This window comes from Roseateles sp. P5_D6 (assembly GCF_054049415.1).
Genome location: NZ_JBFUMK010000030.1, coordinates 36,513 through 59,443, shown reverse-complemented (window position 1 = coordinate 59,443; position 22,931 = coordinate 36,513). Strand labels below are relative to the sequence as shown.

Below are 22,931 nucleotides of genomic sequence, written 5' to 3'. Positions count from 1 at the left end.
GCTGGGCGTTTGAGGTTGATTTCTCACGCTGCGGCAGGTCTGAAGGCCAGCTTCATCGCTGGCACATGCCTTGCAAAGCAAAGGGCAGACCAGCTTTGTTGTATGGAGTCCGGCATGAAGAAGATGAAGCTCGTGATGGTGGGCAACGGCATGGCCGGCGTGCGCACGCTGGAGGAGCTGCTGAAGATCACGCCGGATCTCTACGACATCACCGTATTCGGTGCCGAGCCGCACCCCAACTACAACCGCATCCTGCTCAGCCCTGTGCTGGCCGGCGAGCAGACGATCGAAGAGATCATCCTGAACCCGCTCTCCTGGTATGAGGAGAACGGCATCACGCTGCACCTGGGCAAGACGGTCACCGAGATCGACCGCGTGCGCCGCCGCGTCATCGCGGCCGACGGCACGACGGCGGAATACGACCGCCTGCTGATCGCCACCGGCTCGAATCCCTTCGTGCTGCCGGTGCCTGGCAAGGATCTGGATGGCGTCATCGCCTACCGCGACATTGCCGACACCAACGCCATGATCGACGCGGCGACGAAATACAAGCACGCCGTCGTCATCGGCGGTGGCCTGCTCGGCCTGGAAGCCGCCAACGGGCTGATGCTGCGCGGCATGCAGGTCACGGTCGTGCACCTGGTCGACACGCTGATGGAGCGCCAGCTCGACGGCGTCGCCGGCGACCTGCTGCGCAAGTCCCTCGTTGACCGCGGCCTGACCTTCATGCTGGGCGCGCAGACGCAGGAACTGGTGGCCGGCCCCTCGGGCCGGGTCCAGGCCATCAAATTGAAGGACAAGAATGGCCAGGTCATCGACGTGCCGGCCGACCTCGTCGTCATGGCCGCTGGCATCCGCCCGAACACCGCGCTGGCCGAGAAGGCCGACCTGCATTGCAGCCGCGGCATCGTCGTCACCGACACGATGCAGACCGTCACCGACCCGCGCGTCTACTCGGTCGGCGAATGCGCGGCCCACCGTGGCATCGCCTACGGCCTGGTGGCGCCACTGTTCGAGCAGGGCAAAGTCTGCGCCACCCACCTGGCCCAGTTCGGCATCGGCCGCTACCTGGGCTCCTCGGTCAGCACCAAGCTCAAGGTCACCGGCATCGACCTCTTCAGTGCCGGCAACTTCACCGGCGGCGCGGGCACGGAGGAGATCGTSATGAGCGACCCSTTCGSCGGCGTCTACAAGAAGCTCGTCATCCAGAACGACCAGCTCGTGGGTGCCTGCCTGTATGGCGACACGGTGGACGGCGGCTGGTACTTCAAGCTGCTGCGCGAGGGCCGCAAGATCGGCGATATCCGCGACAAGCTGATGTTCGGCGAGGCGGGGGCCAACATCGGCGACGTCGGCCACCAGGGCGTCAGCCGCGCGGCCGCGATGGCCGACACGGACGAGGTCTGTGGCTGCAACGGCGTCGCCAAGGGCACCATCTGCAAGGCCATCCGCGACAAGGGCCTGTTCACGCTGGACGAGGTGCGCAAGCACACCAAGGCCTCCGCGTCGTGCGGCTCCTGCACCGGCCTGGTCGAACAGCTCATCATGTTCACGGCCGGCGGCGACTACTCGGCCACGCCCAAGAAAAAAGCCATCTGCGCCTGCACCGACGCCAGCCACCAGGACGCCCGCGACACGATTCGCCTGGCGCACTTGCTGACCTCGGCCGAGGTGTTCCGCGCGCTGGACTGGAAGACGCCCAATGGCTGCGCCACCTGTCGCCCGGCCGTCAACTACTACCTGATCTCGACCTGGCCCAAGGAGGCCGTCGACGATCCGCAGAGCCGCTACATCAACGAGCGTTCGCACGCCAACATCCAGAAGGACGGCCGCTACTCGGTCATCCCGCGCATGTGGGGCGGCGARACSACGAGCTCGGAGYTGCGCCGCATTGCCGACGCGGTSGACAARTACMAGATCCCGACCGTCAAGGTSACMGGCGGYCAGCGMATCGACYTGCTGGGCGTGAARAAGGAAGACCTSSWMAACGTCTGGAARGACATCGGCATGCCYTCGGGCCAYGCCTAYGCCAAGGCSCTGCGCACGGTGAARACCTGCGTGGGCAGCGAATGGTGCCGCTTCGGCACGCAGGACTCGACGCAGATGGGCAAAGACCTGGAGCGGGCGCTGTGGCGCATGTACGCGCCGCACAAGGTCAAGATCGCCGTGTCGGGCTGCCCGCGCAACTGCGCGGAGGCCGGCATCAAGGACGTCGGCGTCATCGGCGTGGACTCGGGCTGGGAGATCTACGTCGCCGGCAACGGCGGCATCAAGACCGAAGTGGCCGAGTTCTTCTGCAAGCTGAAGACGCCGGAGGAGGTGCTGGAGTACAGCGGCGCCTTCCTGCAGCTCTACCGGCTGGAGGGCTGGTACCTGGAGCGCACGGTGCACTACGTCGCCCGCGTCGGCCTGGATCATGTGAAGAAGAAGATCCTCGAGGACGCCGACAACCGCAAGGCGTTGTGGGCGCAGCTGCAGTTCAGCCTGGACGGTGAGCCCGACCCGTGGTTCGACTTCGACAAGGCCCACGTGGACCTGCGCCAGTTCGACAAGGTGGCCGTCTGATGCTGAACCGCCGCGTCATTCTTCTCGCGAGCCTGGCCTCCGGGCCTGTCCTGGCTCAGAGCCGCATCAGCCAGCTCGGCGAAGCCATCGACAAGGCTGGCGCCCAGCGCATGCTCAGCCAGCGCATGGGCAAGGCCTGGCTTGGCCAGCTGCGTCCCGAGCTGGCGCCGCGTGCGCGCCAGGTGCTGGAGGCCAGCGAGGCCCGCTTCGAGCGCCAGTTGAGCGAACTGCTCGCCTTTGCGCCCACGCCCGAGATCGCCGGCAGCTACAAGGCCATGCAGCACCGCTTTGGCGACTATCGCGCCTTGCTGCAGAGCAAGCCCAGCCGCGAGCGCGTCGACGAGCTGCTGCAAACCTCGGGTGAGATGCTCAGCCTGGCCCATGTCGCCACCGGCCAACTGCAGCAGCGCTCCACCACGGCGACCGCGATGCTGGTCAACATGTCGGGCCGGCAGCGCATGCTGTCGCAGCGACTGGCCCTGTTCTTCATGGCCGGCCAGCAGGGCGCTCGATCCGACGTCGTGAGCAAGGAAACGGTCAAGGCCCGCGCCGAGTTCGAGACCGCCATGCGCGTGCTGGCTTCGGCCCCCGAAGGAACGCCCGCCATCCGCGACAACCTGGACCTTGCACGCAACCAATGGGTCTTCCTACAGTCGGCACTGGCCGGCGAGAGCCAAGGGCCGGAAACGGCCAGCAACGTCTTCGTGGCGAGCGAGAACCTGCTCGCCGTGATGGAAACCGTGACGGGGCAGTTTGCCCGCCAACTGGCATGAATCTGCCCCTCGCCCAGCCTCGCGTCGCTGAACGCGAGCGAGTCCAGTCGGTCTTGCAGACCGCGCTGCGGCTCGCGCCGCAGCCCTTCGGCAGGCACAAGCCGCCCACTGGGCGCCTTGTGTCCGGCCTCAGCCCCCGCGGGGACGGCGATGCTTGCCGGATCGACCGGCAAGCACATCGCCAGCGCGGGCCGGCTAGGGAGCGGCCCGTCGCTCGGCCCGTCAGGTTCGGATTGGACAACTGAGGTAGACGCTATGGACGACTGGACCCGCATCTGCGCCCTGCAGGACATCCCCGTGCTGGGCTCGCGCCGTGTGCAGCGCACCGCCGGCATCGACGTGGCGCTGTTCCGCAACGCCGACGACGAGGTCTTCGCGCTGCTGGACCGCTGCCCGCACAAGGGCGGCCCCTTGAGCCAGGGCATCGTCTTCGGCAAGAGCGTGGCCTGCCCGCTGCACAACTGGACGATCGGCCTGAACGACGGCACGGCCCGCGAACCCGATGAGGGCTGCACGCCGAGCTTCCGCGTGAAGCTGGAGGGCGGCGAAGTCTTCCTGCTGCAGACGGAACTGGCCACGCTGGCCTTGGACCTTCCTGCCCCTGTCGCAGGCCCGAAGATTTCGATTGCGGTGGCTTGAGCGGCGAAGACCTGCCTGGCTAGAAGAACATGAGCGAGACAAAGTCCACCTGCCCCTACTGTGGCGTCGGCTGCGGATACGCGCGGAAGCGCGATCCGCATTGCGGTGACACGGCGCACTCCCCTCTCATCCCCTCGCCAAGCGAGGGGCTCCACAGCCGAGGGCGGGTATGACCATGCGCGAAACCAAATCCACGTGCCCTTACTGCGGCGTCGGCTGTGGTGTTGTGATCGAGCATGACGACACCCAAATCACCGGCGTGCGCGGTGACCCCGACCACCCGGCCAACTTCGGCCGGCTGTGCACCAAGGGCACCAACCTGCACCTGACGGCCACGCCGGTCGTCATCCAGCACCAGCGCTTGCGCGAGCCCGCCCGTCGCGCCGAGCGTGGCGCTCAGCCCGCGGTCATCAGCTGGGATCAGGCCAACCGCGAGATTGCCGACAAGCTGCTGGCCATCCGCGCCGAGCATGGTCCCGAGTCCATCGGCGTCTACATCTCCGGCCAGTTGCTGACCGAGGACTATCACGCCTTCAACAAGCTGGCCCGCGCCGTCATTGGCACGCCGCACATCGACTCCAACTCGCGGCTGTGCATGAGTTCGGCCGTGGTCGGCTACAAGCAGGCCCTGGGCGCCGATGCGCCGCCCTGCAGCTACGAGGACATCGAGCTGGCCGACTGCGTGCTGATCAGCGGCGCCAACCCGGCCTGGGCCCACCCCATCCTGTTCCGCCGCCTCGAAGCAGCGCGCGCCAACAAGCCCGCACACAAGCTGATCGTCATCGACCCGCGCCGCACCGAGACGGCCGAGCTCGCCGACCTGCACCTGCAGATCCGCCCCGGCACCGACGTGGCGCTGTGCCACGGCCTGCTGCATGCCGTCATCTGGCAGGGCTGGACGGCGGGTGACTTCATCGCCCAATCCACCGAAGGCTTCGACGCGCTGAAGGAACTGGTGCGCGACTGGGCGCCTTCCCGCGCGGCCCAGGTCTGCGGCGTCAAGGAGGCCGACATCTGGCAAGCCGCTGAATGGTTCGCCACCTCACCGAGTTCGCTCAGCCTCTACTGCCAGGGCCTCAATCAGAGCAGCAGCGGCACCGCCAAGAACACGGCCCTGATCAACCTGCACCTGGCCACCGGCCAGATCGGCAAGCCCGGCGCCGGCCCTTTCTCGCTGACCGGCCAACCCAACGCCATGGGCGGCCGCGAGAGCGGTGGCATGGCCACGCTGCTGCCGGGCCACCGCGACCCGGGCAAGGCCGAGGACTGGGCCGAGATCGCCTCGCTGTGGGGTGTGCCTGACCTGCCCGGCAAGCGCGGCCACACGGCCGTGGAAATGTTCGAGGCCGCAGCCCGCGGCGAGATCAAGGCGCTGTGGATTGCCTGCACCAACCCCGCCCAGTCAATGCCCGACCAGGCCACCGTGCGCCAGGCACTGGAGCGCTGCGAGCTGGTCATCCTGCAGGAAGCCTTCGCCCACACGGCCACGGCGCGCTACGCCGACTATCTGTTGCCGGCCTCCACCTGGGGAGAGAAGGAAGGCACGGTCACCAACAGCGAGCGCCGCATCAGCCGMGTGCGCCCGGCCGTGCCGGCGGCCGGCGAGTCCCGTGCCGACTGGCGCATCGTGAGCGACATCGCCGCGCTGATCGACGCCGGCCTGGGCCGACAGCCTCGCCTGACGGCCACGACGCCGGAAGACCTCTGGCTGGAACACCGCGAAGCCACGCGCGGCCGCGACCTCGATATCACCGGCCTGTCCTGGGTCACGCTGGACACCGAAGGCCCGCAGCAGTGGCCCTTCGTCACCGGCCCGACGGCACGGCTCTACACCGATGGCCGCTTCGCCACCGCCGACGGCCGCGCCCGCTTCATCACCAAGCCGTATCAAGCCACTGCCGAAACCGCCAGCCCCAAGCACCCCTTCGCGCTGACGACCGGCCGCATGCGCGACCAGTGGCACGGCATGAGCCGCAGCGGCAGCGTGCCGCGCCTGTTTGCCCACGAAGGCAAACCGCTGGTGCGCATCCACCCCAGCGACGCCGCGCGCCGCAAGCTGGCCGACGGCGAACTCGTGCACGTGCGCTCGCGCCGCGGCGAAGTCGTGCTGCAACTCAAGCTCGATGAGAACGTGCCCCTGGCCGGCGCCGACGTCGCCATGCACTGGGGCGACGAGTTCATCGGCGCCCAGCTCGGTGTCAACGCCGTGACGCAGGGCGCCTTCTGCCCCGACTCCAAGCAGCCCGAGCTGAAGTTCAGTGCCGTCGCCATCGAGCCGGCCGACCTGCCCTGGCGCCTCAGCGCCTGCGCCTGGGTCGCACCCGCAGACGGCCCTCGCCTGCGCGAGCAGCTGCGCGCGCTGATGCCCCGCTTCGGCTACGCGCACTGCCTGCCCGAACCGGCGAAGGGTGAACAAGTGGGCTGGGCCTTCGAAGCCGCCTGCGCCGAAGCGCCGGCGCCCGAGCTGGTCGATGAACTCGCCGCCGTGCTGGGCCTGAACAGCCCCGCCGTGCTGCGCTATGCCGATGCCCAGCGCGGCCGCCTGCGCCTGCTGAACCTGGACGGCGACGATCTGCAGGCCGCGCCGTTGCAGGCCCTGCTGCGTGTTGGCCAGCACGACGAAGGCGCCTGGCTGGTCGACCTCTGGCGCGAGCGCACTGCGGCGTCGACGGTTGGCCGCTGGCTGCTGTCGCCCGGCACGCCGCCCACCAACACCGTGGCCGCCAGCCCGCAGGTCTGCAACTGCTTTGACGTGCGCGAGGACGTCATCCGCCTGACCCTGACCCGCTGCAGCGGCAGCCCGGCCGAGCGCCTGTCGCAGCTGCAGGGCGAAAAGCGCTGCGGCACCCAGTGCGGCTCCTGCCTGCCGGCGCTGCGCCGCCTCGTCAACACAACGCCTGAGGAAGTTCCGGCATGAACCACACCGTCTCCCTTGTCGGCGCCGGCCCTGGCGACCCGGAACTGCTGACCGTCCGCGCCTTGAAACGTATCGAGGCGGCCGATGTCGTCCTCGCCGACGACCTCATCGACCCACGCGTGCTGGCCCTTGTGAAGGGCCGACTGCTGCGCGTCGGCAAGCGCGGCGGCTGCATCAGTACCGACCAGCACTTCATCCACGCGCTGATGATTCGCGAGGCCCGCGCCGGCCACCGCGTCGTGCGCCTCAAGGGCGGYGACCCMTTCRTCTTCGGTCGTGGCGGCGAGGAGGTCGACGCGCTGCGCGAGGCCGGCCTCGACGTCGAAGTGGTCAGCGGCCTGACCAGCGGTATCGCCGGCCCCGCCGCCGTCGGCATCCCGGTGACGGACCGTCGCGCCTCGCCCGGCGTCGTCCTCGTCACCGGCCACCCCGGCGAAGGACGTGCCGAGCCCGACTGGGCAGCCCTGGCCCGCACGGGCCTGACCCTGGTCATCTATATGGGTGTGGCCCGCGCGGCCGACATCACGGCCAAGTTGCTGGGTGCCGGTCTGCGCCCGGATCTGCCGGCCGCCATCGTCAGCGCGGCGCACACGGCACAACAGCGCCACGCGGTGACGACGCTGGCCGAGCTGCCCGACTGCATCGAGCGCGAGGGGTTGAAGAGCCCGGCTTTATTGGTGATCGGCGAGGTGGCTGCGCATGCGGCGCTCGATGCGGTGCAGCATGGCCAACGCAAGGTCGGCTGAGGAGCCCGCTCGGCACTGATCCCGACCGCGGCGAGAGCAACTCCAGGCTGAACGCTGCCACCCAGATTTCGCGACCTGATGGCCGCTGTCGGCGGCAACTGTCATTGAACGGGGTGCCGACTGAGCGACTGCTGGACCACCGGGACCGGCCATTCACCGACGCTCGCGCTTGAGACGACCGTGACCCGAGGCGCCGGGCGGGTCAACGACAGCTATCGTGGCCGACGAGCTGGCGGAACCGACCCGAATCGGAGTCCGCACCAGGCCTGTTGAGCGGCCGCAAAGCTGACATTCAACGTTCGCGGTTAGCGGGCGGCGCAGCCGTCCAAGACGTGGATGTGACACTGCGGCCGCAAGCGTGCTTAGGCATCGCGCGCCGACTGGCGGGTTGCAATACTCTGCCCCGCGCGGGTGAGCCCCCTTTCCCGCCAGTGCCTGCCGCCATGCGCCGCCATGCGTTAGGGTGCGCGCCCAGACTGAACCGCCTACGAAGGAGACCCATGAGTACTGCCGGTGTGACGCGTCGCAATTTTGTCCAAGGTGTCGGTGCCGTCGGGCTTGCCACGGCAGGCCATGCGGTGGCGGCTCAGTCCGATCAGCCGCTCTACAAGCAGGCGTCCGCAGGCGTGGCGGTGCGCGTCAAGGACCTGCTTTCCCGCATGACGCTGGAGGAGAAGGTGGCCCAGACCATGTGCATCTGGATCGGCAAGAACCGCGTGCAGAACGAACGCGGTGACTTCGACGCGGCGCAGGCCGCGCAGGCGCTGCCGCACGGCTTGGGCATGCTTGCCCGGCCGAGTGACCGCAAGGGCGTGGACAACACCAACGCCGGCGCAGATGCCAATATGGCCAACCGCACGGCGGCCGAGACGGCGGCCTATGTCAATGCCGCCCAGGCCTGGGCCGTGCAACGCACGCGGCTGGGCATTCCGCTGTTCATGCACGAGGAAAGCCTGCATGGCTACGCGGCGCGCGACGCGACCTGCTTCCCGCAGGCGATCGGCCTGGCGTCCTCCTTCGACCCAACGCTGATCGAGCGGATCTATTCGGTCTGCGCCCGGGAGATGCGGGCGCGGGGTGCCAACCTCGCCTTGGCGCCGGTCGTCGATGTCTGCCGCGATCCGCGTTGGGGCCGCGTGGAGGAGACCCTCGGCGAAGACCCCTACCTGACGGGCGTGCTGGGCAAGGCGGCCGTCATCGGCTTTTCCGGCACCGAGCGCAAGCTGGCGCCGGCCAAGGTGCTGGCGACGCTCAAGCACATGACCGGCCATGGCCAGCCCGAGCGCGGCATCAACACCGCGCCGGCGCAGATCTCCGAGCGGGTGCTGCGCGAAGTCTTCTTCCCGCCGTTCGAGAAGATCATCCGCGAGACGCCGATCGCGGCCGTCATGCCGTCGTACAACGAGATCGACGGCATCCCTTCACATGCCAACCCGTGGCTGCTGAAGACCATCCTGCGCGGCGAATGGGGCTTCAAGGGCCTGACGGTCTCGGACTACTTCGCGATCGGGGATTTGGTGTCGCGCCACCGGCTGGTGCCTGACATGAAGGAGGCGGCTTATCGCGCCTTCACCGCCGGGGTCGACATCGAAACGCCTGACACCGGCGGCTTCCCCGAGCTCGTCAACCTGGTGAAGGCCGGCCGCATCAAGGAGGCCGAGCTCGACGTGGTCGTGCGCCGCATCCTGGAGCTGAAGTTCCTCGCCGGACTGTTCGAAGACCCCTACGTCGACGCCGCCAAGGCGGACGGCCTGACCGCCACACCGGACGCGGTGGCCCTGGCGCGCGAAGCGGCGGTGCGATCGGTCGTGCTGCTGAAGAACGACGGGGTGCTGCCGCTCGACGGCAAAAAGGTCGGCAAGCTGCTGCTGCTGGGCACGCATGCCAAGGACACGCCCATCGGCGGCTACTCCGACATTCCCCGCCATGTGGTGTCGATCCACGACGCGTTGGCCGGCGAGGCCAAGGCGCAGGGCTTCGCCTTCGAGTACCGCGAAGCCGTGCGGCTGACCGAGAAGCGCGAGTGGACAGAAGACGATGTGCGCTTCATCGCCCCGGCGGTCAATGCCCGCCTCATCGCCGAGGCGGTCGAGGCGGCCAAGGCGGCAGACACCATCGTGATGGTGCTGGGCGACAACGAGCAGACCACCCGTGAGGCGTGGTCGGACACCCATCTGGGCGACCGGGACTCGCTGGAACTGATCGGCCAGCAGAACGACCTGGCCGCCGCCATCTTCGCGTTGAACAAGCCGACAGTCGTCTTCCTCCTCAACGGCAAACCGCTGGCGATCAACCTGCTGCAGGCCAAGGCCAGCGCCATCATCGAAGGCTGGTACCTCGGCCAGGAAACCGGCCACGCGGTGGCCGACATCCTGTTCGGCCGCGCCAACCCGGGCGGCAAGCTGCCCATCAGCTTCCCCCGCAACGTGGGGCAACTGCCCGTGTACTACAACGCCAAGCCAACGGCCAGCCGCGGCTACCTGGGCGCTGACAACACGCCGCTCTATCCCTTCGGCTTCGGCCTGAGCTACACGACGTTTGCGCTGTCAGCGCCGCGCCTGTCCAAGGCCACCATCGGCCCGGCGGACAGCGTGACGGTCTCGGTGGACGTCACCAACACGGGCAAGCGTGCGGGCGACGAGGTGGTGCAGCTCTACATCCGCGATGACATTTCGTCGGTGACGCGACCGGTCAAGGAGCTCAAGGGCTTTGCCCGCGTGACGCTGGCGCCCGGCGAGAAGCGGACCGTCACCCTCACGATCACGCCAGCAGAACTCCAATTCCACGGCATGGACATGAAGCGCGTCGTCGAGCCCGGCAGCTTCACCATCATGGCCGGCCCCAACAGCGTCGACCTGAAGACCACCACGTTGACGGTTGCTGCGGCCTGAACGACATGACGCCATCACTCTCGCTTTCCGTGCTCGCCACGACGTTGCTGGCGACGGCGGCTTCCTTCGCCGGCACCTACCAGCAAACGCCCACGGGCGTGTTGGTGAGGCCCGATACGGGCAGCGTGAAGGAGCTGCGCTTGAATGCCATCACGGAGTCGATCATCCAGGTCACCGGGGTCGACGATCCGGCGCGTGCGCAGATCGAGTCGCTGATGGCCGTCGCCAAGCCAAGCGGACGCTTCACCGTGAAGGCCGGCCCCGACGCCGTGACGCTCGATGCAGGCAAGGCGTCGGCCCAGGTGTCGCTGAAGGATGGCCGGGTCACCTTCCTTGACGCCAAGGGTGTCGCCGTGCTGACGACTGAGCGGGCCGACCTCCAGCCGGTCATGGTCGAGGGCCGGCCCTACGTCGCTCCCTCCGCCCAGTTCAACCGGGGCACGACCGAGGCGTTCTACGGCCTGGGGCAGCACCAGAACGCGCAGATGGACTTGAACGGTGAGGATGTCGAGCTGCGCCAGCACAACATGGACATCGCCATCCCGTTCGTCGTGTCCGACAGGAACTACGGCGTGCTCTGGGACAACGCCTCCGTCACGCGCTTCGGCAACCCGCAGCGCTTCGGGCTGGCCAGCCGTGACTTGAAGCTCACCGCGCTGGACGGCGCCAGCGGCCTGACGGCGAAGTACTACGTCGACGATCAATTGATCCTGACCCGCGTGGAGCCCGACATCCGCTATCAGTTCCTCAGCGATGTCCGCAACTACTGGCCCACCGACGCCGCGCTGAGCAAGGCCGCCACCCGCGGCAGGAAGGTCAGGGTCGTCTGGGAGGGCACGGCCACTTCCGACAAGCCGGGGCTGCACAAGATGCGCCTGTTCGCTTCGGACTACGTGACGCTGAAGGTCGACGGCAAGACCCTCTTCGACCATGGCATCTGGCGCGCGAATTGGAACGGCTGGTACAACAATTTCGAGCAGCCGTTCAGCCCAGGCAAGCCGGTCAGCCTGCATGTCGAATGGCGGCCGACGAGCGGTCTCATCTCGCTGCACCACTCCGACCCCGAGCCGGCCGCCGACAGGCATTCGCTGCGCTTTGCGTCCGAAGCCGGCACCGGCCTGAGCTACTACTTCATCGGCGCCGATTCCATCCAGGGCGTCATCCGCGGCTACCACCAGGTCACCGGCATCCCGCCGATGATGCCGAAATGGGCCTACGGCTTCTGGCAGTCCCGGCAGCGCTACCGCACCCAGGCCGAGTTGCTCGGCGTGCTCAAGACCTACCGCGCCAACCGCTGGCCCATCGACAACATCGTGCAGGACTGGTTCTACTGGCCGGAGGACCAGTGGGGCAGCCATGCCTTCGATGCGGCACGCTTCCCCGATCCCAAGGGCATGGTCGATGAAGTGCATCGCCAGCATGCCAGGATCATGATTTCGATCTGGGGCAAGTTCTATCCCAACACCGCCAACTACAAGGAGCTGGACGCCAAGGGCTATATGTGGCGCCGCAATGTCGAACTCGGCATGAAGGATTGGGTCGGCGCGGGCCATCTCAACAGCCACTTTTCGCCCTACAACCAGGAAGCGCGGGACATCTTCTACCGCCAGATGAAGAAGCCCCTGGTCGACCTCGGCTTCGATGCCTGGTGGATGGACAACACCGAACCCGACGTGCGCTCCAACGCCAGCCCGGAAGAACTCGCCGAACTGATCACGCCGACGCAGATGGGGCCGGGTGCGCTGGTGACCAACGCCTACGCCACCATGAGCACCCAGGCCGTTCACGACGGCCTGCAGCGGGACCGCCCGGACGTGCGCCATTTCATCCTGACCCGCTCCGGCTTCGCGGGCGTGCAGCGAAACGCGGCGGCCGTGTGGTCGGGGGATGTCGTCGGCACCTGGGACAACCTGTACAAGCAGATCTCGGCAGGAGTGCAGACCGGGTTTTCAGGCGTGCCCAACTGGACGCACGACATCGGCGGCTATTCCCAGGAAGCCCGGTTTCAGGACAAGTCGGTCGCGGGGCTTCAGGAGAACCGCGTGGCAGGCGGCGTGCGTACCGCCGAAGACCTGAAGGAGTGGCAGGAGCTGAATCAGCGCTGGTGGCAGTTCGGCGCCTTCTCACCCCTGATGCGCAGCCACGGCGAAGGCGTGAAGCGCGAGATCCACGAGATCTCGCCCGAGGGGTCCGCCATGCGGGCCAACTTGGTGTGGTTCCTGGAGCTGCGCTACCGATTGATGCCCTATATCTACACGGCCGCCGCTGACAGCCACTACGAGGGCGCACCCATCATGCGCGGCCTGGCACTCGACTTCCCGGCAGACGCCACGGCCAAGAAGATCGCCGACCAATACCTGTTCGGCAAATCGATGCTGGTGGCGCCGGTGACGCGGTATGGCGCGACGTCCCGCACGGTCTACTTCCCTGGCACGTCGACCTGGTACGACATCTGGACGGGTGAGGCAGTCAAGGGGGGCCAGACGCGAACTGTGGCCGCCCCGCTGGACCAGATACCCCTTTACGTCAAAGCGGGCGCCATCGTGCCCATGGGGCCCGTCACGCAATATGTGGACGAGAAGCCCGACGCGCCGTTGACCATCCACGTCTATACCGGTGCCGATGGAAGCTACAGCCTCTACGAAGACGACGGCATCTCAAACTCGTACCAGGCCGGCCAGTACACGCGCATCCCGTTTGTCTATGACGACAAGCGCGCCGAAGTCACCATCGGGCCGCGCTCCGGGGGCTATGCGGGCATGGTGACGAAGAGAACCTTCAACATCCGCTTCCTCAAGCCCGGCGACCGCACCGTCGACTTCGATGCGCCTGCTATTCCCGTGACCTATTCAGGAGACCGTATCGTCATCAAGGCGCTGTAAGGGCACCGTCGGCGAATGGGACCACGGCAGAAGGCGCCGCGTCACGGCTTGAACAGATCGACGCGATTTGTGATGAGGCCAACGATGCCGAGCGGCGACCGATCGCTTGATCGACGGCCAAGCAAGCGTTAGAGCGACGGAAAGCGAATCGCACCTTCCGCGGGTAACTTGTACATGCACGCAACGAATAGCGGGCTGACGAGCCAGCCGTTCAGCCAGGAACATACCGATGGCAGGTTCAGCGTTGCAAACCATCCCGGCTCCACCGAGGCGAACTGGCGGACGAAGGGCAACACTGCCAAGTCGGTGGCGCATGGCGTGGCGCCGCCCAGGCAGGGCGCGCTTTGCAGCCGTGCCTCTAGCGGTCGCAGAAGCACATCCAGCGCCCTGTCGCGGTGTGCGTCTGGCGTGAGGGTCTCACTCGCGTAGCGCTGGGGGTACTTCCAGCGGTCCAGGTGATGCTTGAAGTCGCCGTCGTTTCGCTGTACCAGGTCAAGGTTCGCAGGCGACTGCGCCCGCGCCCACCAGCCCTGCGCATCGGGCGCAGCCAGTGCCCAGCGCATGATGTCCCAACTCTCCTCGATCACGCTGCCATCGGGCAACTGCAGCACTGGCACCGTAGCCTTGGGCGATAGGGCCAGCAAGCCTGCTGGCTTGTCGCGCAAGCTGACCTCCACCGCCTCGAAGGCCCGCCCGGCCTGCAGCAGCGCCATCCGTGCTCGCATGGCGTAGGGGCAGCGGCGAAAGGTGTAGAGCCGCGGCAACTGTGGCCCTGGGGTGGTGAGTGGTGCGTGCGGTGTCAGGGTCGATGCGTGCATGGGTGAGGTCTGTGCAGCTACGCACGTCGATCTGGATCGCAGCCCCAGGTCACTGGAGGCAGGGTGGCCAATGGTCGCACCGCGGGGCCTCGCCAGAGGCCCGTGACAAGCGTCATTCGACCAAGGCCGAAGTGTGGCTGCAGTCAACAGAAGCCTCGAAAGCTGGTGGAGCCCTTCACAATCACGATCCGCGCCCGCTTGTTCGAGATGTCTACCTTTCATCATGGATAAATTCTTGCTGCCGCAGCAGGTGTTGGAACGGCTCGCCGAAGACCTGCTGCAAGCCGAACAGGCAGCGCGGGCGGCCCATGAAACGGCAACTCACGAAGAAAATATCGCCGAGAACAAATACGACACGTTGGGTCTGGAAGCGGCCTACCTGGCCACCGGCCAAGCTCGTCGCGCCGAAGCCATCCGCCAGGCGATGGCCAATTGGCGCCAATTCCGCCCGCGCCCCTACGACGCCAGCAAAGGCATACAGCTCGGCGCGCTGGTCTGCCTGGTCGATGCCGACGACAAGCAGCAACAGCTCTTTCTCGGCCCGGCTGGGGGCAGCATGAAGTTGGTCAGCGGCGCTCAGACCATTCAGGTCATCAGCAGCGAATCCCCGTTGGGCAAGGCCATGCTGGGCAAATGTGAGGGTGACGAGGTGTCGATACAGGCGGCTCTGATCCGACAGCGGTTTGAGGTGCTGCGGGTTCATTGAGCCGCAAGCAAGTTCACGGCGGCTTGATCAGAAATCAATCGCCCCAACCCCTTCAGGAAGCTCCGCACAACTCCTGGCGAGCTATGCGGAGTTCGTTCGGGCTCTCGGCCTCGCGCACATCAATTCACTTCGGTGGCACTGACTGCAAGGCTTGTAGAGGTTGCCGTCATCGGCTCACCCGTCGACGCGGCAGCAGCGACGCCCGCTTGCCGGCAGTCCCGGTCAGCTCAGCTTGAAGCTGCTCACCAGCCCCGCCAGCCGCACGGCCTGTTCCTTCAGCGACTGAGCCGCCGCGGCGGACTCTTCCACCAGCGCAGCGTTCTGCTGCGTCATCTGGTCCAGCTCCGTCACGGTGCCGTTGACCTGGCGCAGCCCCTGGCTCTGCTCGACGGCGGCGGCGCTGATCTCGCCAATGATGTCGGTCACACGCTGCACGGAGCCGACGATGTCGGTCATGGTCGTGCCGGCGTCGTTGACGAGATGCGTGCCGGCCTCGACGCGCTCGACGCTGGCGCCGATCAGCGCCTTGATCTCGCGCGCCGCCTCGGCGCTACGCTGGGCCAGCGAGCGCACTTCGCCGGCGACGACCGCGAAGCCGCGGCCCTGCTCGCCGGCGCGGGCCGCTTCCACTGCGGCATTCAGCGCCAGGATGTTGGTCTGGAAGGCGATGCCGTCGATGGTGCCGATGATGTCGGCGATCTTGCGGCTGGCATTGTTGATCTCGCCCATGGTGCTGACGACGCGCGACACGACCTCGCCACCACGTCCGGCCGTCTCGGCGGCGGCGCCGGCCAGCTGCTTGGCCGTCATGGCCGAGTCGGCGCTCTGGCTGACGGTACCGGTCAACTGCGTCATCGAGCTGGAGGCCTGCTGCAGGTTGGACGCCGTCTGCTCGGTGCGCTGCGACAGGTCCATGTTGCCGCTGGCCACCTCGCTGGAGGCGACCTGGATGCTCTCGGCCGATTCGCGCACCTGGCCCACGATCTCGGACAGCGACTTCTGCATGGCGGCCAGGGCCTGCATCATCTCGGCGGACTCGTCCGTGCCGCTGGCCTCGGGGGCACGCGACAGGTCACCGCCGGCCATGCGTTCGGCAAAGCGCTTGGCTGCCACCAGCGGGCCGATGATGGAGCGCGAGATCAGCACGGCCAGCGCGCCGCCCACGATGACGCAGACGACGAAGGCGACGATGAAGCCGACGAAGACGTTGCCCACCAGCTTGTCCACCGTCGCAAAGATGTCATCGCCCCGCTTCTTCAGGTCGGCCTCGATGTTGTTGAGCATGGACAGCGCCGGCTCATAGGCGACGTCCGCAGCCTTCATCTCCTCGAAGGCCGACTGGGCGTCGGCGAAACCATCTGCGCTGATCTTGTCGGCCACCGGCTTGACGGCCTTGCGGTAGTCGGCCATCAGCACACGGAACTTCGCCAGCGCCTCGCGACCCTTGTCTTCGGTCGTCATCTTGCCGAAGTCGTCCATCGCCTTGTCCAGGCCCGCCTGGGCGCCGTCCCACTCCTTGCGGGCCCGTGCCATGCCTTCCTTGTTGAAGATGGAGGCCACCAGCGTCGATGTGGCCGTCTTGCTCTGCAGCAGGTGGCTGCGGGCCGCAACGGTGATGTTGGACGTCGGGATGAGCTTCTGCGTGATGCCCTGGATGGCCTTCTGCGACACGTTCAGGCCAAAGCCACCGACGGCAACCAGCAGCGCCGTCATCGCCAGGATGATGCCGAAGGCCAGCCAGAGGCGGGCTTGGATACGCAGGCGTCGCAGCATGGCGGTTCTCCTCGTGGGAAAGGGCAATCAGAAATAGCCGCTGATTGAAGCAGAAACCCGCACGGGCAGATACAAATGCGCTGGTAGGCTCGCGGCATCGTTCACGGCACAGCCCACCATGAGCTTTTTGGCCATCGACATCGGCAACACCCGGCTCAAGTGGGCCGTCTATGAAGACGGCGCCGAACCTGGCAGCCCGCCGACGCAGCACGGTGCCGTTTTCCTGGAGAACATCGACCGCCTCGCCGACGAGGCTTGGCAAGCCCTGGCCCCGCCCGCACGCATCCTGGGCAGCAATGTGGCCGGCGACGCGGTGCGCCGCCGTGTCGAGGAGCAGATGGAGCACTGGGACCTGGTGCCCCGCTGGGTCGTGCCCGCCGCCGAGGCGGCCGGCGTGAGAAACGGCTACGACCACCCGACGCGCCTGGGCGCCGACCGCTGGGTGGCCGTCATCGGCGCCCATGCACACGCCAAGAAGCGCGGCTTCGAAGGCCCGGTGCTGGTGGTCATGGTGGGCACGGCGGTGACGGTGGACGCGCTGTCCACCGACGGCGAGTTCCTGGGCGGCCTCATCCTGCCCGGCCACGGCATCATGCTGCGCGCGCTGGAAGGCGGCACCGCCGGCCTGCGTGTGCCGACGGGCGAGGTGCGCGACTTCCCGACCAACACCAGCGACGCGCTGACGACGGGCGGCACCTTCGCCATCACCGGCGCCATCGAACGCATGTTCCGGCTGTTGGCCAAGCGCGAGGGCCGCGAGCCCCTGCTGCTGATGACGGGCGGTGCAGGTTGGAAGGTGGCGCCGGCGCTGGATGCGCCTCATGAACTCATCGAAGGGTTGATCTTCGATGGGCTGCTGGCGATCAACGCGGCGCGGACTTGACCCACACGTACGACGCCGCCGGCCGCACAACCCGACGGCTGCCGCGATCAGAGAAGATCAGTCCTCGCACCGGGCCAGTCTGCAGCGGCCGCGATGGCGGCGGCCTTGAAGTTCGCCGCCTGCAGCAACAGATCGACCACCTGTCCAGCCAGTAGCTTTCCTGCTAGCGAATCGCTCGGGTAGTGCAGGCCGGCCACCTCACGGTTTAGGGCGATATCGGCAGCGGCGGCCAGCAACTTGTCCGTCAATTGCGGAAAGAGGCGCGCATAGAAGTAGGCCAGCGCGTGCGCCTGCGTCGAATGTCCGCTGGGATAGGCAGGGTGGGCAGGATAGAACGGCGCGCCCTTGGGGTACATCGGTTCAACGTCCTCGCAGCACATGAACGGGCGCCCCCGGCTGAACACCCGCTTGAAGTAGTAGATCGGGCGGTCGAGGTTGTCGTACAGCAACCTCAGCGCGGTCCACGTGGCGGGCTTGGTTCCGAACACCAGCGGCCCGACGATGGCCTGGATCGTTTCGGTTGCCGAATACACGGTGCCTTCTGCCTGCTGGCAGATCGCAGTCTTCCTGGCCGGCCTCTCGACCTTCAGCTCAACCAGGTATCGGCATTCGTAGGCCTGTCTCCGCCGCGGCGGTACGGCCAACGTGATCAGGCTGCGCCAGTTCAGGGGCAGGTCTGGCGGATTACGCCCGGCATCCGTCAATAGATCGGGTTTCCATTCGCCATCCGCAAACAGACAGTCATCTGCGCAAGGACATTCGCTCATATTCGCCTCCCTGGCGCCAGAGTGCTGCCTCTGGCTTGAACCGTTGTGAAATCAGCTTTTATCGATCTTCACCAGATGCACAGACAACGCATCCTTGAACCAGCCCGGGTGTGCGTCGCGCCATTCATGAGCAGCCTTCTCCGTGCCCAAAGCCATTGAGGGAAAACACTGGAGCTCGGTGGCTGCCGCGCCCTTTGCATACGATGCGACTTCGGCAATGAACGGCGGCCGGTCGTCAGCCTTGGGCCAGGTGACGGGTTCATTTGGGGTGCCCTTGGGAACGACCCTCAGCCAGACGTGGCACGGAAGCAAGACCGTCTTCTGCTCCCATTCGATTTCTCTCATTACATTCCTCCGTTGGTGTGTTCTGACACGGCGTCAGCGTCGCAAGGGTAGTGGCAGTAAACCGGCATGCAAATAGGTCAGTTGCTCAGACCGTTGGGAACCACCTCAATTGTGATGGGCTTTGCCATGCTGATGAGCGCCGACAGTTGCCAAACGCCAGCCAGTCCATCGATTGCCTACATCGGATCGTGGCCCGAAGCTTCTGACCCGGTCTACAAGCGCTTCACGGCTGCGCTGTCCAGACGGCACCCGGAGTTGTCCGTCAAAGCCTCGATCCGGCATCATCAAGCGGATGCGGGCAACATCGTGGCGATCGACAAGGCGCTGAAGGCTGCGCTGGAGGGCCGGCCCACTGTGGTGGTCACCCCGACAGGGCAATCTGCAATGCGGGCGGCAAAGCTGCCAAGCCCGACACCCTTCGTCTTTTCCGGCTACACAGACCCAGTAGCGGCCGGCATCCGGGACTCGCTCCAGTTCAGCGCTTCCGCTAACACCGGCGTATCGCTGCTCGACGTTGTCGACGGCAAGCGGCTGGAGATCCTGAAGGACGCCTTTCCACACATCCGCAGGGTCGCTGTCCTGGCCGATCGGTCCTGGGCCGAGAAAAACGGCGGCTCAGCCAGGCTGACCCAACCTGCCCATCTTTTGGGCCTCGAGGTCACCGTTTTCCTTGCCGAAAGCAAGGTCGAGCTTGATCAACAATTGGCCGCGCCGGTAGCCACAGGCTACGACGCCTGGTACATCCCTCCCAGCTACATCGCCTATGTCGCCGAGCCGGAGATCATTGACCATCTCCGGCGGCTGAAGGTGCCTGCCATGCATTCGACTGCGAGAGAGGTCAGAGCCGGCGCCCTGATGGCCTACGAGCAGGACACTTCATTCGTGATGGACGCGCTTGCCGATCTGGTGGCCCGCGTCTGTGACGGGGAGCGCCCCGGCGGCATACCCGTCGAGAGGCCGCATCGCTTCACCTTGATCCTTCGTGCCAATGGCGACTCTGGCTCCCCGCGCCCCGATGCGGCGGTCATTCGCCGAGCGGACATCGTCATTCGATGAATTCAGCATCGCCGGAACGGCCGACCCACAGCCCCCTGTCCAGACGCTACGCGGTTTGGTTTTGCGGACTGACGCTCCTCGTGCTGCTCGTATCCGGAGCGTCCGAGACCTACTTCGGGTATCAGGAATCTTCAGAGCACATTCAGTCGGTTCAGGCCGCCCAGGCAGAAGGCGCCGCGCGCGAGATCGCCAATTACCTCGCCGTCATTGATGCCGGCCTGCGCGATGTCGCCAAGATGCCCTGGGAAGGCCCAGGCTTCGGCCTTCAGCAGCGACGCGAGGAGTTCTATCGGCTGATGCGGCTGGTTCCCGCGATCACAGACCTGCAAGTAGTCGATCGTCAAGCCAGGGAGCTTCTGCATGTATCGAAACAGGCCATGGACCGATCATGGCTTGGCACGGCGTTGGATGAGCCCGAGCTGGCTCGATTCGATGACCGAGAGGGCGTGCGCATGGGCAAGACCTTCTTTCGGGATGACCATCTGCCCACCGTTCGCATGTCTGCCTTCGACGGTGTCGGCGCCATCGTCGCCACCATTGATCTGCGACTGCTGGGTGACGTGGTCGCGCGGCTGAAGGCTGGCGAGGGGGGCGTGGCCTTCATCGTAGACGGCCATGGCACGCTGATCGCACATCCCCGCGCGACGGACATCCTGAGCCGGATCGACCTTTCGGCATCGCAAGCGGTCCTTCAGGCGCGTGCTCATGCCGCGTCGGAGCCCATCCTGGTCCGAGGTCTGCGAACCCTGGATCTCCAGCATCAACCGGTCATCGCGACGGGAGCCGGCATACCGGGTACAGACTGGATCCTGTTCATGGAACAGCGGCGCAGCGAGGCGCTGCGCCCTGTCTGGGCCACCATCAGCCGAACGCTGCTCCTGATGGCACTGGGTGGCATGGCTGCCTTGCTGGTCGGTATCGCTTTCGCTCGCCGCATGGCGGCCCCCATCCTGACCCTGCGCCGCGCCACAGCCCAATTCGCCGTTGGCAATCTAGGCAAGACCATCCAGCTGGGACGGCAAGACGAGATCGAAGACCTCGCCCAGGACTTCAACCAGATGTCCTCCCGCCTGCACGACCTCTACACCAGTCTTGAAGCCAAGGTTGCCGAACGCACGGCCCAGCTTTCCGATGCCCGCGACGGCCTTGCCGCCCGTGCAGAGGAACTCTCCCGCCTCAAGGACGAAGCCGAGCGCGCCAACGCCGCCAAGACGCGCTTCCTTGCCGCCGCCAGCCACGATTTGCGCCAACCCATGCACTCGATCAGCCTGCTGCTGGGCGTGCTGCAGGGGCGGCTGACCAGTCCCGAGCACCTGGCCCTGGCCGACAAGATCCAGTCCTCCGTCGCGACGATGGAGAACCTGTTCGGCAATCTGCTGGACATCTCCAAACTCGATGCCGGCACGGTGCAGGCCCACATCGAGGATGTGAACCTGGCTTGGCTGTTGCGTGGGCTGGAACAGATCTGGGCCCCGCAGGCGGCTGAGAAAGGCCTGAAGCTGCGCGTGCGACCCTGTGACGTCGTCGTGAAGGGCGACGCCGCGCTGCTGGCGCGCATCGCCGGCAATCTGGTGGCCAACGCCATCCGCTATACGCGAGAAGGCGGCGTGCTGGTAGCCTGTCGGCGTCGCGGCGCCAGGGTGGAACTGGAGGTCTGGGACAGCGGGCCCGGCATCGAGCCCCGCTACCAGGAAGCCATCTTCGAAGAGTTCTTCCGCATCGAGGCGCCCGGCACGGGCCAGGAGAAAGGCCTGGGACTAGGTCTGTCCATCGTGCAGCGCAGCGCCCACATCCTGGGCTACCGGCTCAGCGTGGACAGCCGTGTCGGTAACGGCTCGGTGTTCCGCGTCGAAATGCCGCTGGCCGGACCCGCCACGCGGTCAGCGAAGGTCTCGTCAAGGCTTGCGGCCAGCCAACAAGCGCTTGAGGGTCGTTTCATCATCGTCGTCGACGACGATGAGACGAATGCTCAGGCCCTGGTCGACGCCCTGCTCGCGCTGCGCTGCCACGTCGTTGCAGCGGCCTCCTGCGAGGACATGTTGGCCCAGCTGCAGCAGCATCTGCGTGTGCCGGATCTCATCGTCACCGACTACCAGCTCGGCGCCGGGCGCGATGGTTTCGAGGTCATCGCGCGGCTGCGCCAACACTATGACGAAGACATTGGCGCCGTCATCGTGACGGCCAACACGGAAGCCGCCCTGCAGCCGCAAGCCCTAGCCTGCCGCGCCCGGCTGCTGCACAAACCGATCGGGCTTCAGCGGTTGCTGGAAGCCATGAGGGAATCATTGGCATCAACGGCAGAGCCTTGAGCCGGCACCGGCTCTTCGAAGCACAGTCCCATGCGACTCGCAGCCAGTACGGCCTGGGTGCGCGTCGTCACGTTCAATGCCCGCAGCACGCACGAGGTGTGCGCCTTGACGGTACTGAGCGACAGGTTCAGCTGCCGACCGATCAGTTTGGCCGGTTTGCCCTGCAGCAGCAGATGCAGCACGTCGGCCTGGCGCGGTGTCAGGCCCAGCTCAACAGGGCGCCGCCCCTGCGCAGGCGGTGCCAGCGGTGCCGGCATGGCGGGAGTCAGCGCACGGCCGCCGAGGAACACCGACGACGGCAGGTAGATGCCCTTGGCAAGGATGAGGCGCAGCGCACCCAGCATGACCTGCGACGTCGAGCTCTTGGGAATGAAGCCCATCGCACCCGCATCTAGCACGGCAAGCACCGTGTCCTTGTCATCGGCCGAGGACATCACGACGACCGGCACCTCAGGATGATCACGCCGCAGCCGGCCCAGACCCTCGAGACCAGACAGCCCTGGCAGGCCGAGGTCGATCATGACCAGATCGGCGTCGCCGCGCTCGGCAAGCACCGCAAAGGCCTCCTCGCAACTGCCCGCCTCCCAGGTTTCAAGTGCTTCCACCAGTGGTTTCAGCAGCAGTGCCACGCCTTCTCGGAACAGGGGGTGATCATCAATCAACAGAACTTTCATCGGCAGTCTCCCGCTGGGCTGCATGGTATCGGCGCAGGAACGCGCCATCGTGGATTGCGGGTAAGCCTTTTGGCCAGGCCCTTTGGTCTATGCGCGGTGGCATGGGTTGGTGTGCTTCTAGGCAATGGCGATGCCGGCTTGCAATCACCAAACTTGATGACATCAACGAGGGCGCCTTTGCGCCACA

17 protein-coding genes are annotated in these 22,931 nt (G+C 66.4%); 12 read left to right on the top strand and 5 right to left on the bottom strand.

The window, feature by feature from the left end; genetic code table 11:
* Window positions 1-114: 114 nt before the first annotated feature.
* The 8 genes from nirB to ACXJKM_RS27660 all read left to right on the top strand — a co-directional run bounded on the left by nirB (window position 115) and on the right by ACXJKM_RS27660 (window position 13,413).
* Complete coding sequence (gene nirB / locus ACXJKM_RS27695; RefSeq protein ID WP_457356326.1) at window positions 115-2,565, top strand: nitrite reductase large subunit NirB; 2,451 nt, start codon at window positions 115-117, stop codon at window positions 2,563-2,565.
* Window positions 2,565-3,338, top strand: coding sequence for a type IV pili methyl-accepting chemotaxis transducer N-terminal domain-containing protein (locus tag ACXJKM_RS27690; protein ID WP_457356325.1), 774 nt, complete (start codon window positions 2,565-2,567; stop codon window positions 3,336-3,338). Before nirB ends, ACXJKM_RS27690 begins: the two co-directional genes overlap by 1 nt.
* A 255-nt stretch (window positions 3,339-3,593) precedes the next feature.
* Entirely contained in the window at window positions 3,594-3,977 is a 384-nt protein-coding gene (gene nirD / locus ACXJKM_RS27685; protein WP_056204572.1) for a nitrite reductase small subunit NirD, read from the top strand.
* A 29-nt stretch (window positions 3,978-4,006) separates the two neighbouring features.
* On the top strand, window positions 4,007-4,150 hold the full coding sequence (locus ACXJKM_RS27680) for a hypothetical protein (RefSeq protein ID WP_457319723.1): 144 nt from the start codon (window positions 4,007-4,009) through the stop codon (window positions 4,148-4,150).
* A gap of 2 nt (window positions 4,151-4,152) precedes the next feature.
* Entirely contained in the window at window positions 4,153-6,894 is a 2,742-nt protein-coding gene (locus ACXJKM_RS27675) for a nitrate reductase (RefSeq protein WP_457356324.1), read from the top strand.
* On the top strand, window positions 6,891-7,640 hold the full coding sequence (cobA, locus tag ACXJKM_RS27670; RefSeq protein ID WP_457356323.1) for a uroporphyrinogen-III C-methyltransferase: 750 nt from the start codon (window positions 6,891-6,893) through the stop codon (window positions 7,638-7,640). The genes ACXJKM_RS27675 and cobA overlap by 4 nt, the downstream gene beginning before the upstream one ends.
* 500 nt (window positions 7,641-8,140) lie before the next feature.
* Window positions 8,141-10,531 carry a glycoside hydrolase family 3 N-terminal domain-containing protein gene (locus ACXJKM_RS27665; RefSeq protein WP_457356322.1) on the top strand — a complete coding sequence of 797 codons (2,391 nt, stop codon included), beginning with the start codon at window positions 8,141-8,143 and terminating at the stop codon, window positions 10,529-10,531.
* 5 nt (window positions 10,532-10,536) lie between these two features.
* Entirely contained in the window at window positions 10,537-13,413 is a 2,877-nt protein-coding gene (locus tag ACXJKM_RS27660) for a TIM-barrel domain-containing protein (protein WP_457356321.1), read from the top strand.
* 128 nt (window positions 13,414-13,541) lie between these two features.
* On the opposite strand, the gene ACXJKM_RS27655 is transcribed toward ACXJKM_RS27660, so the two are convergent.
* Window positions 13,542-14,231, bottom strand: coding sequence for a glutathione S-transferase (locus tag ACXJKM_RS27655; RefSeq protein ID WP_457319714.1), 690 nt, complete (start codon window positions 14,229-14,231; stop codon window positions 13,542-13,544).
* A 223-nt stretch (window positions 14,232-14,454) separates the two neighbouring features.
* On the opposite strand from ACXJKM_RS27655, the gene ACXJKM_RS27650 reads away from it, so the two are divergent.
* Entirely contained in the window at window positions 14,455-14,937 is a 483-nt protein-coding gene (locus ACXJKM_RS27650; RefSeq protein ID WP_457356320.1) for a GreA/GreB family elongation factor, read from the top strand.
* A gap of 222 nt (window positions 14,938-15,159) precedes the next feature.
* Here ACXJKM_RS27650 and ACXJKM_RS27645 read toward each other — a convergent pair whose 3' ends face one another.
* Window positions 15,160-16,710: a methyl-accepting chemotaxis protein gene (locus ACXJKM_RS27645; protein ID WP_056204591.1), complete on the bottom strand. Its 1,551-nt coding sequence runs from the start codon at window positions 16,708-16,710 to the stop codon at window positions 15,160-15,162.
* 118 nt (window positions 16,711-16,828) lie between these two features.
* Here ACXJKM_RS27645 and ACXJKM_RS27640 point away from each other — a divergent pair, with 118 nt between their 5' ends.
* On the top strand, window positions 16,829-17,593 hold the full coding sequence (locus ACXJKM_RS27640) for a type III pantothenate kinase (protein WP_457356319.1): 765 nt from the start codon (window positions 16,829-16,831) through the stop codon (window positions 17,591-17,593).
* Between the two features lie 47 nt (window positions 17,594-17,640).
* Here ACXJKM_RS27640 and ACXJKM_RS27635 read toward each other — a convergent pair whose 3' ends face one another.
* Together ACXJKM_RS27635 and ACXJKM_RS27630 are read right to left on the bottom strand one after the other, a co-directional pair.
* Entirely contained in the window at window positions 17,641-18,360 is a 720-nt protein-coding gene (locus ACXJKM_RS27635) for a phosphatase PAP2 family protein (RefSeq protein WP_457356318.1), read from the bottom strand.
* Between the two features lie 51 nt (window positions 18,361-18,411).
* Complete coding sequence (locus ACXJKM_RS27630) at window positions 18,412-18,705, bottom strand: hypothetical protein (RefSeq protein ID WP_457356317.1); 294 nt, start codon at window positions 18,703-18,705, stop codon at window positions 18,412-18,414.
* Between the two features lie 93 nt (window positions 18,706-18,798).
* On the opposite strand from ACXJKM_RS27630, the gene ACXJKM_RS27625 reads away from it, so the two are divergent.
* The gene (locus ACXJKM_RS27625; RefSeq protein ID WP_457356316.1) at window positions 18,799-19,761 is read left to right on the top strand and encodes an ABC transporter substrate binding protein; all 963 of its coding nucleotides are present in this window, start codon (window positions 18,799-18,801) and stop codon (window positions 19,759-19,761) included.
* Window positions 19,758-22,070: a hybrid sensor histidine kinase/response regulator gene (locus ACXJKM_RS27620; protein WP_457356315.1), complete on the top strand. Its 2,313-nt coding sequence runs from the start codon at window positions 19,758-19,760 to the stop codon at window positions 22,068-22,070. The genes ACXJKM_RS27625 and ACXJKM_RS27620 overlap by 4 nt, the downstream gene beginning before the upstream one ends.
* Here ACXJKM_RS27620 and ACXJKM_RS27615 read toward each other — a convergent pair.
* Window positions 22,016-22,792: a response regulator gene (locus tag ACXJKM_RS27615; protein ID WP_200955353.1), complete on the bottom strand. Its 777-nt coding sequence runs from the start codon at window positions 22,790-22,792 to the stop codon at window positions 22,016-22,018. The two genes, ACXJKM_RS27620 and ACXJKM_RS27615, sit on opposite strands and share 55 nt — an antisense overlap.
* Window positions 22,793-22,931 lie beyond the last annotated feature (139 nt).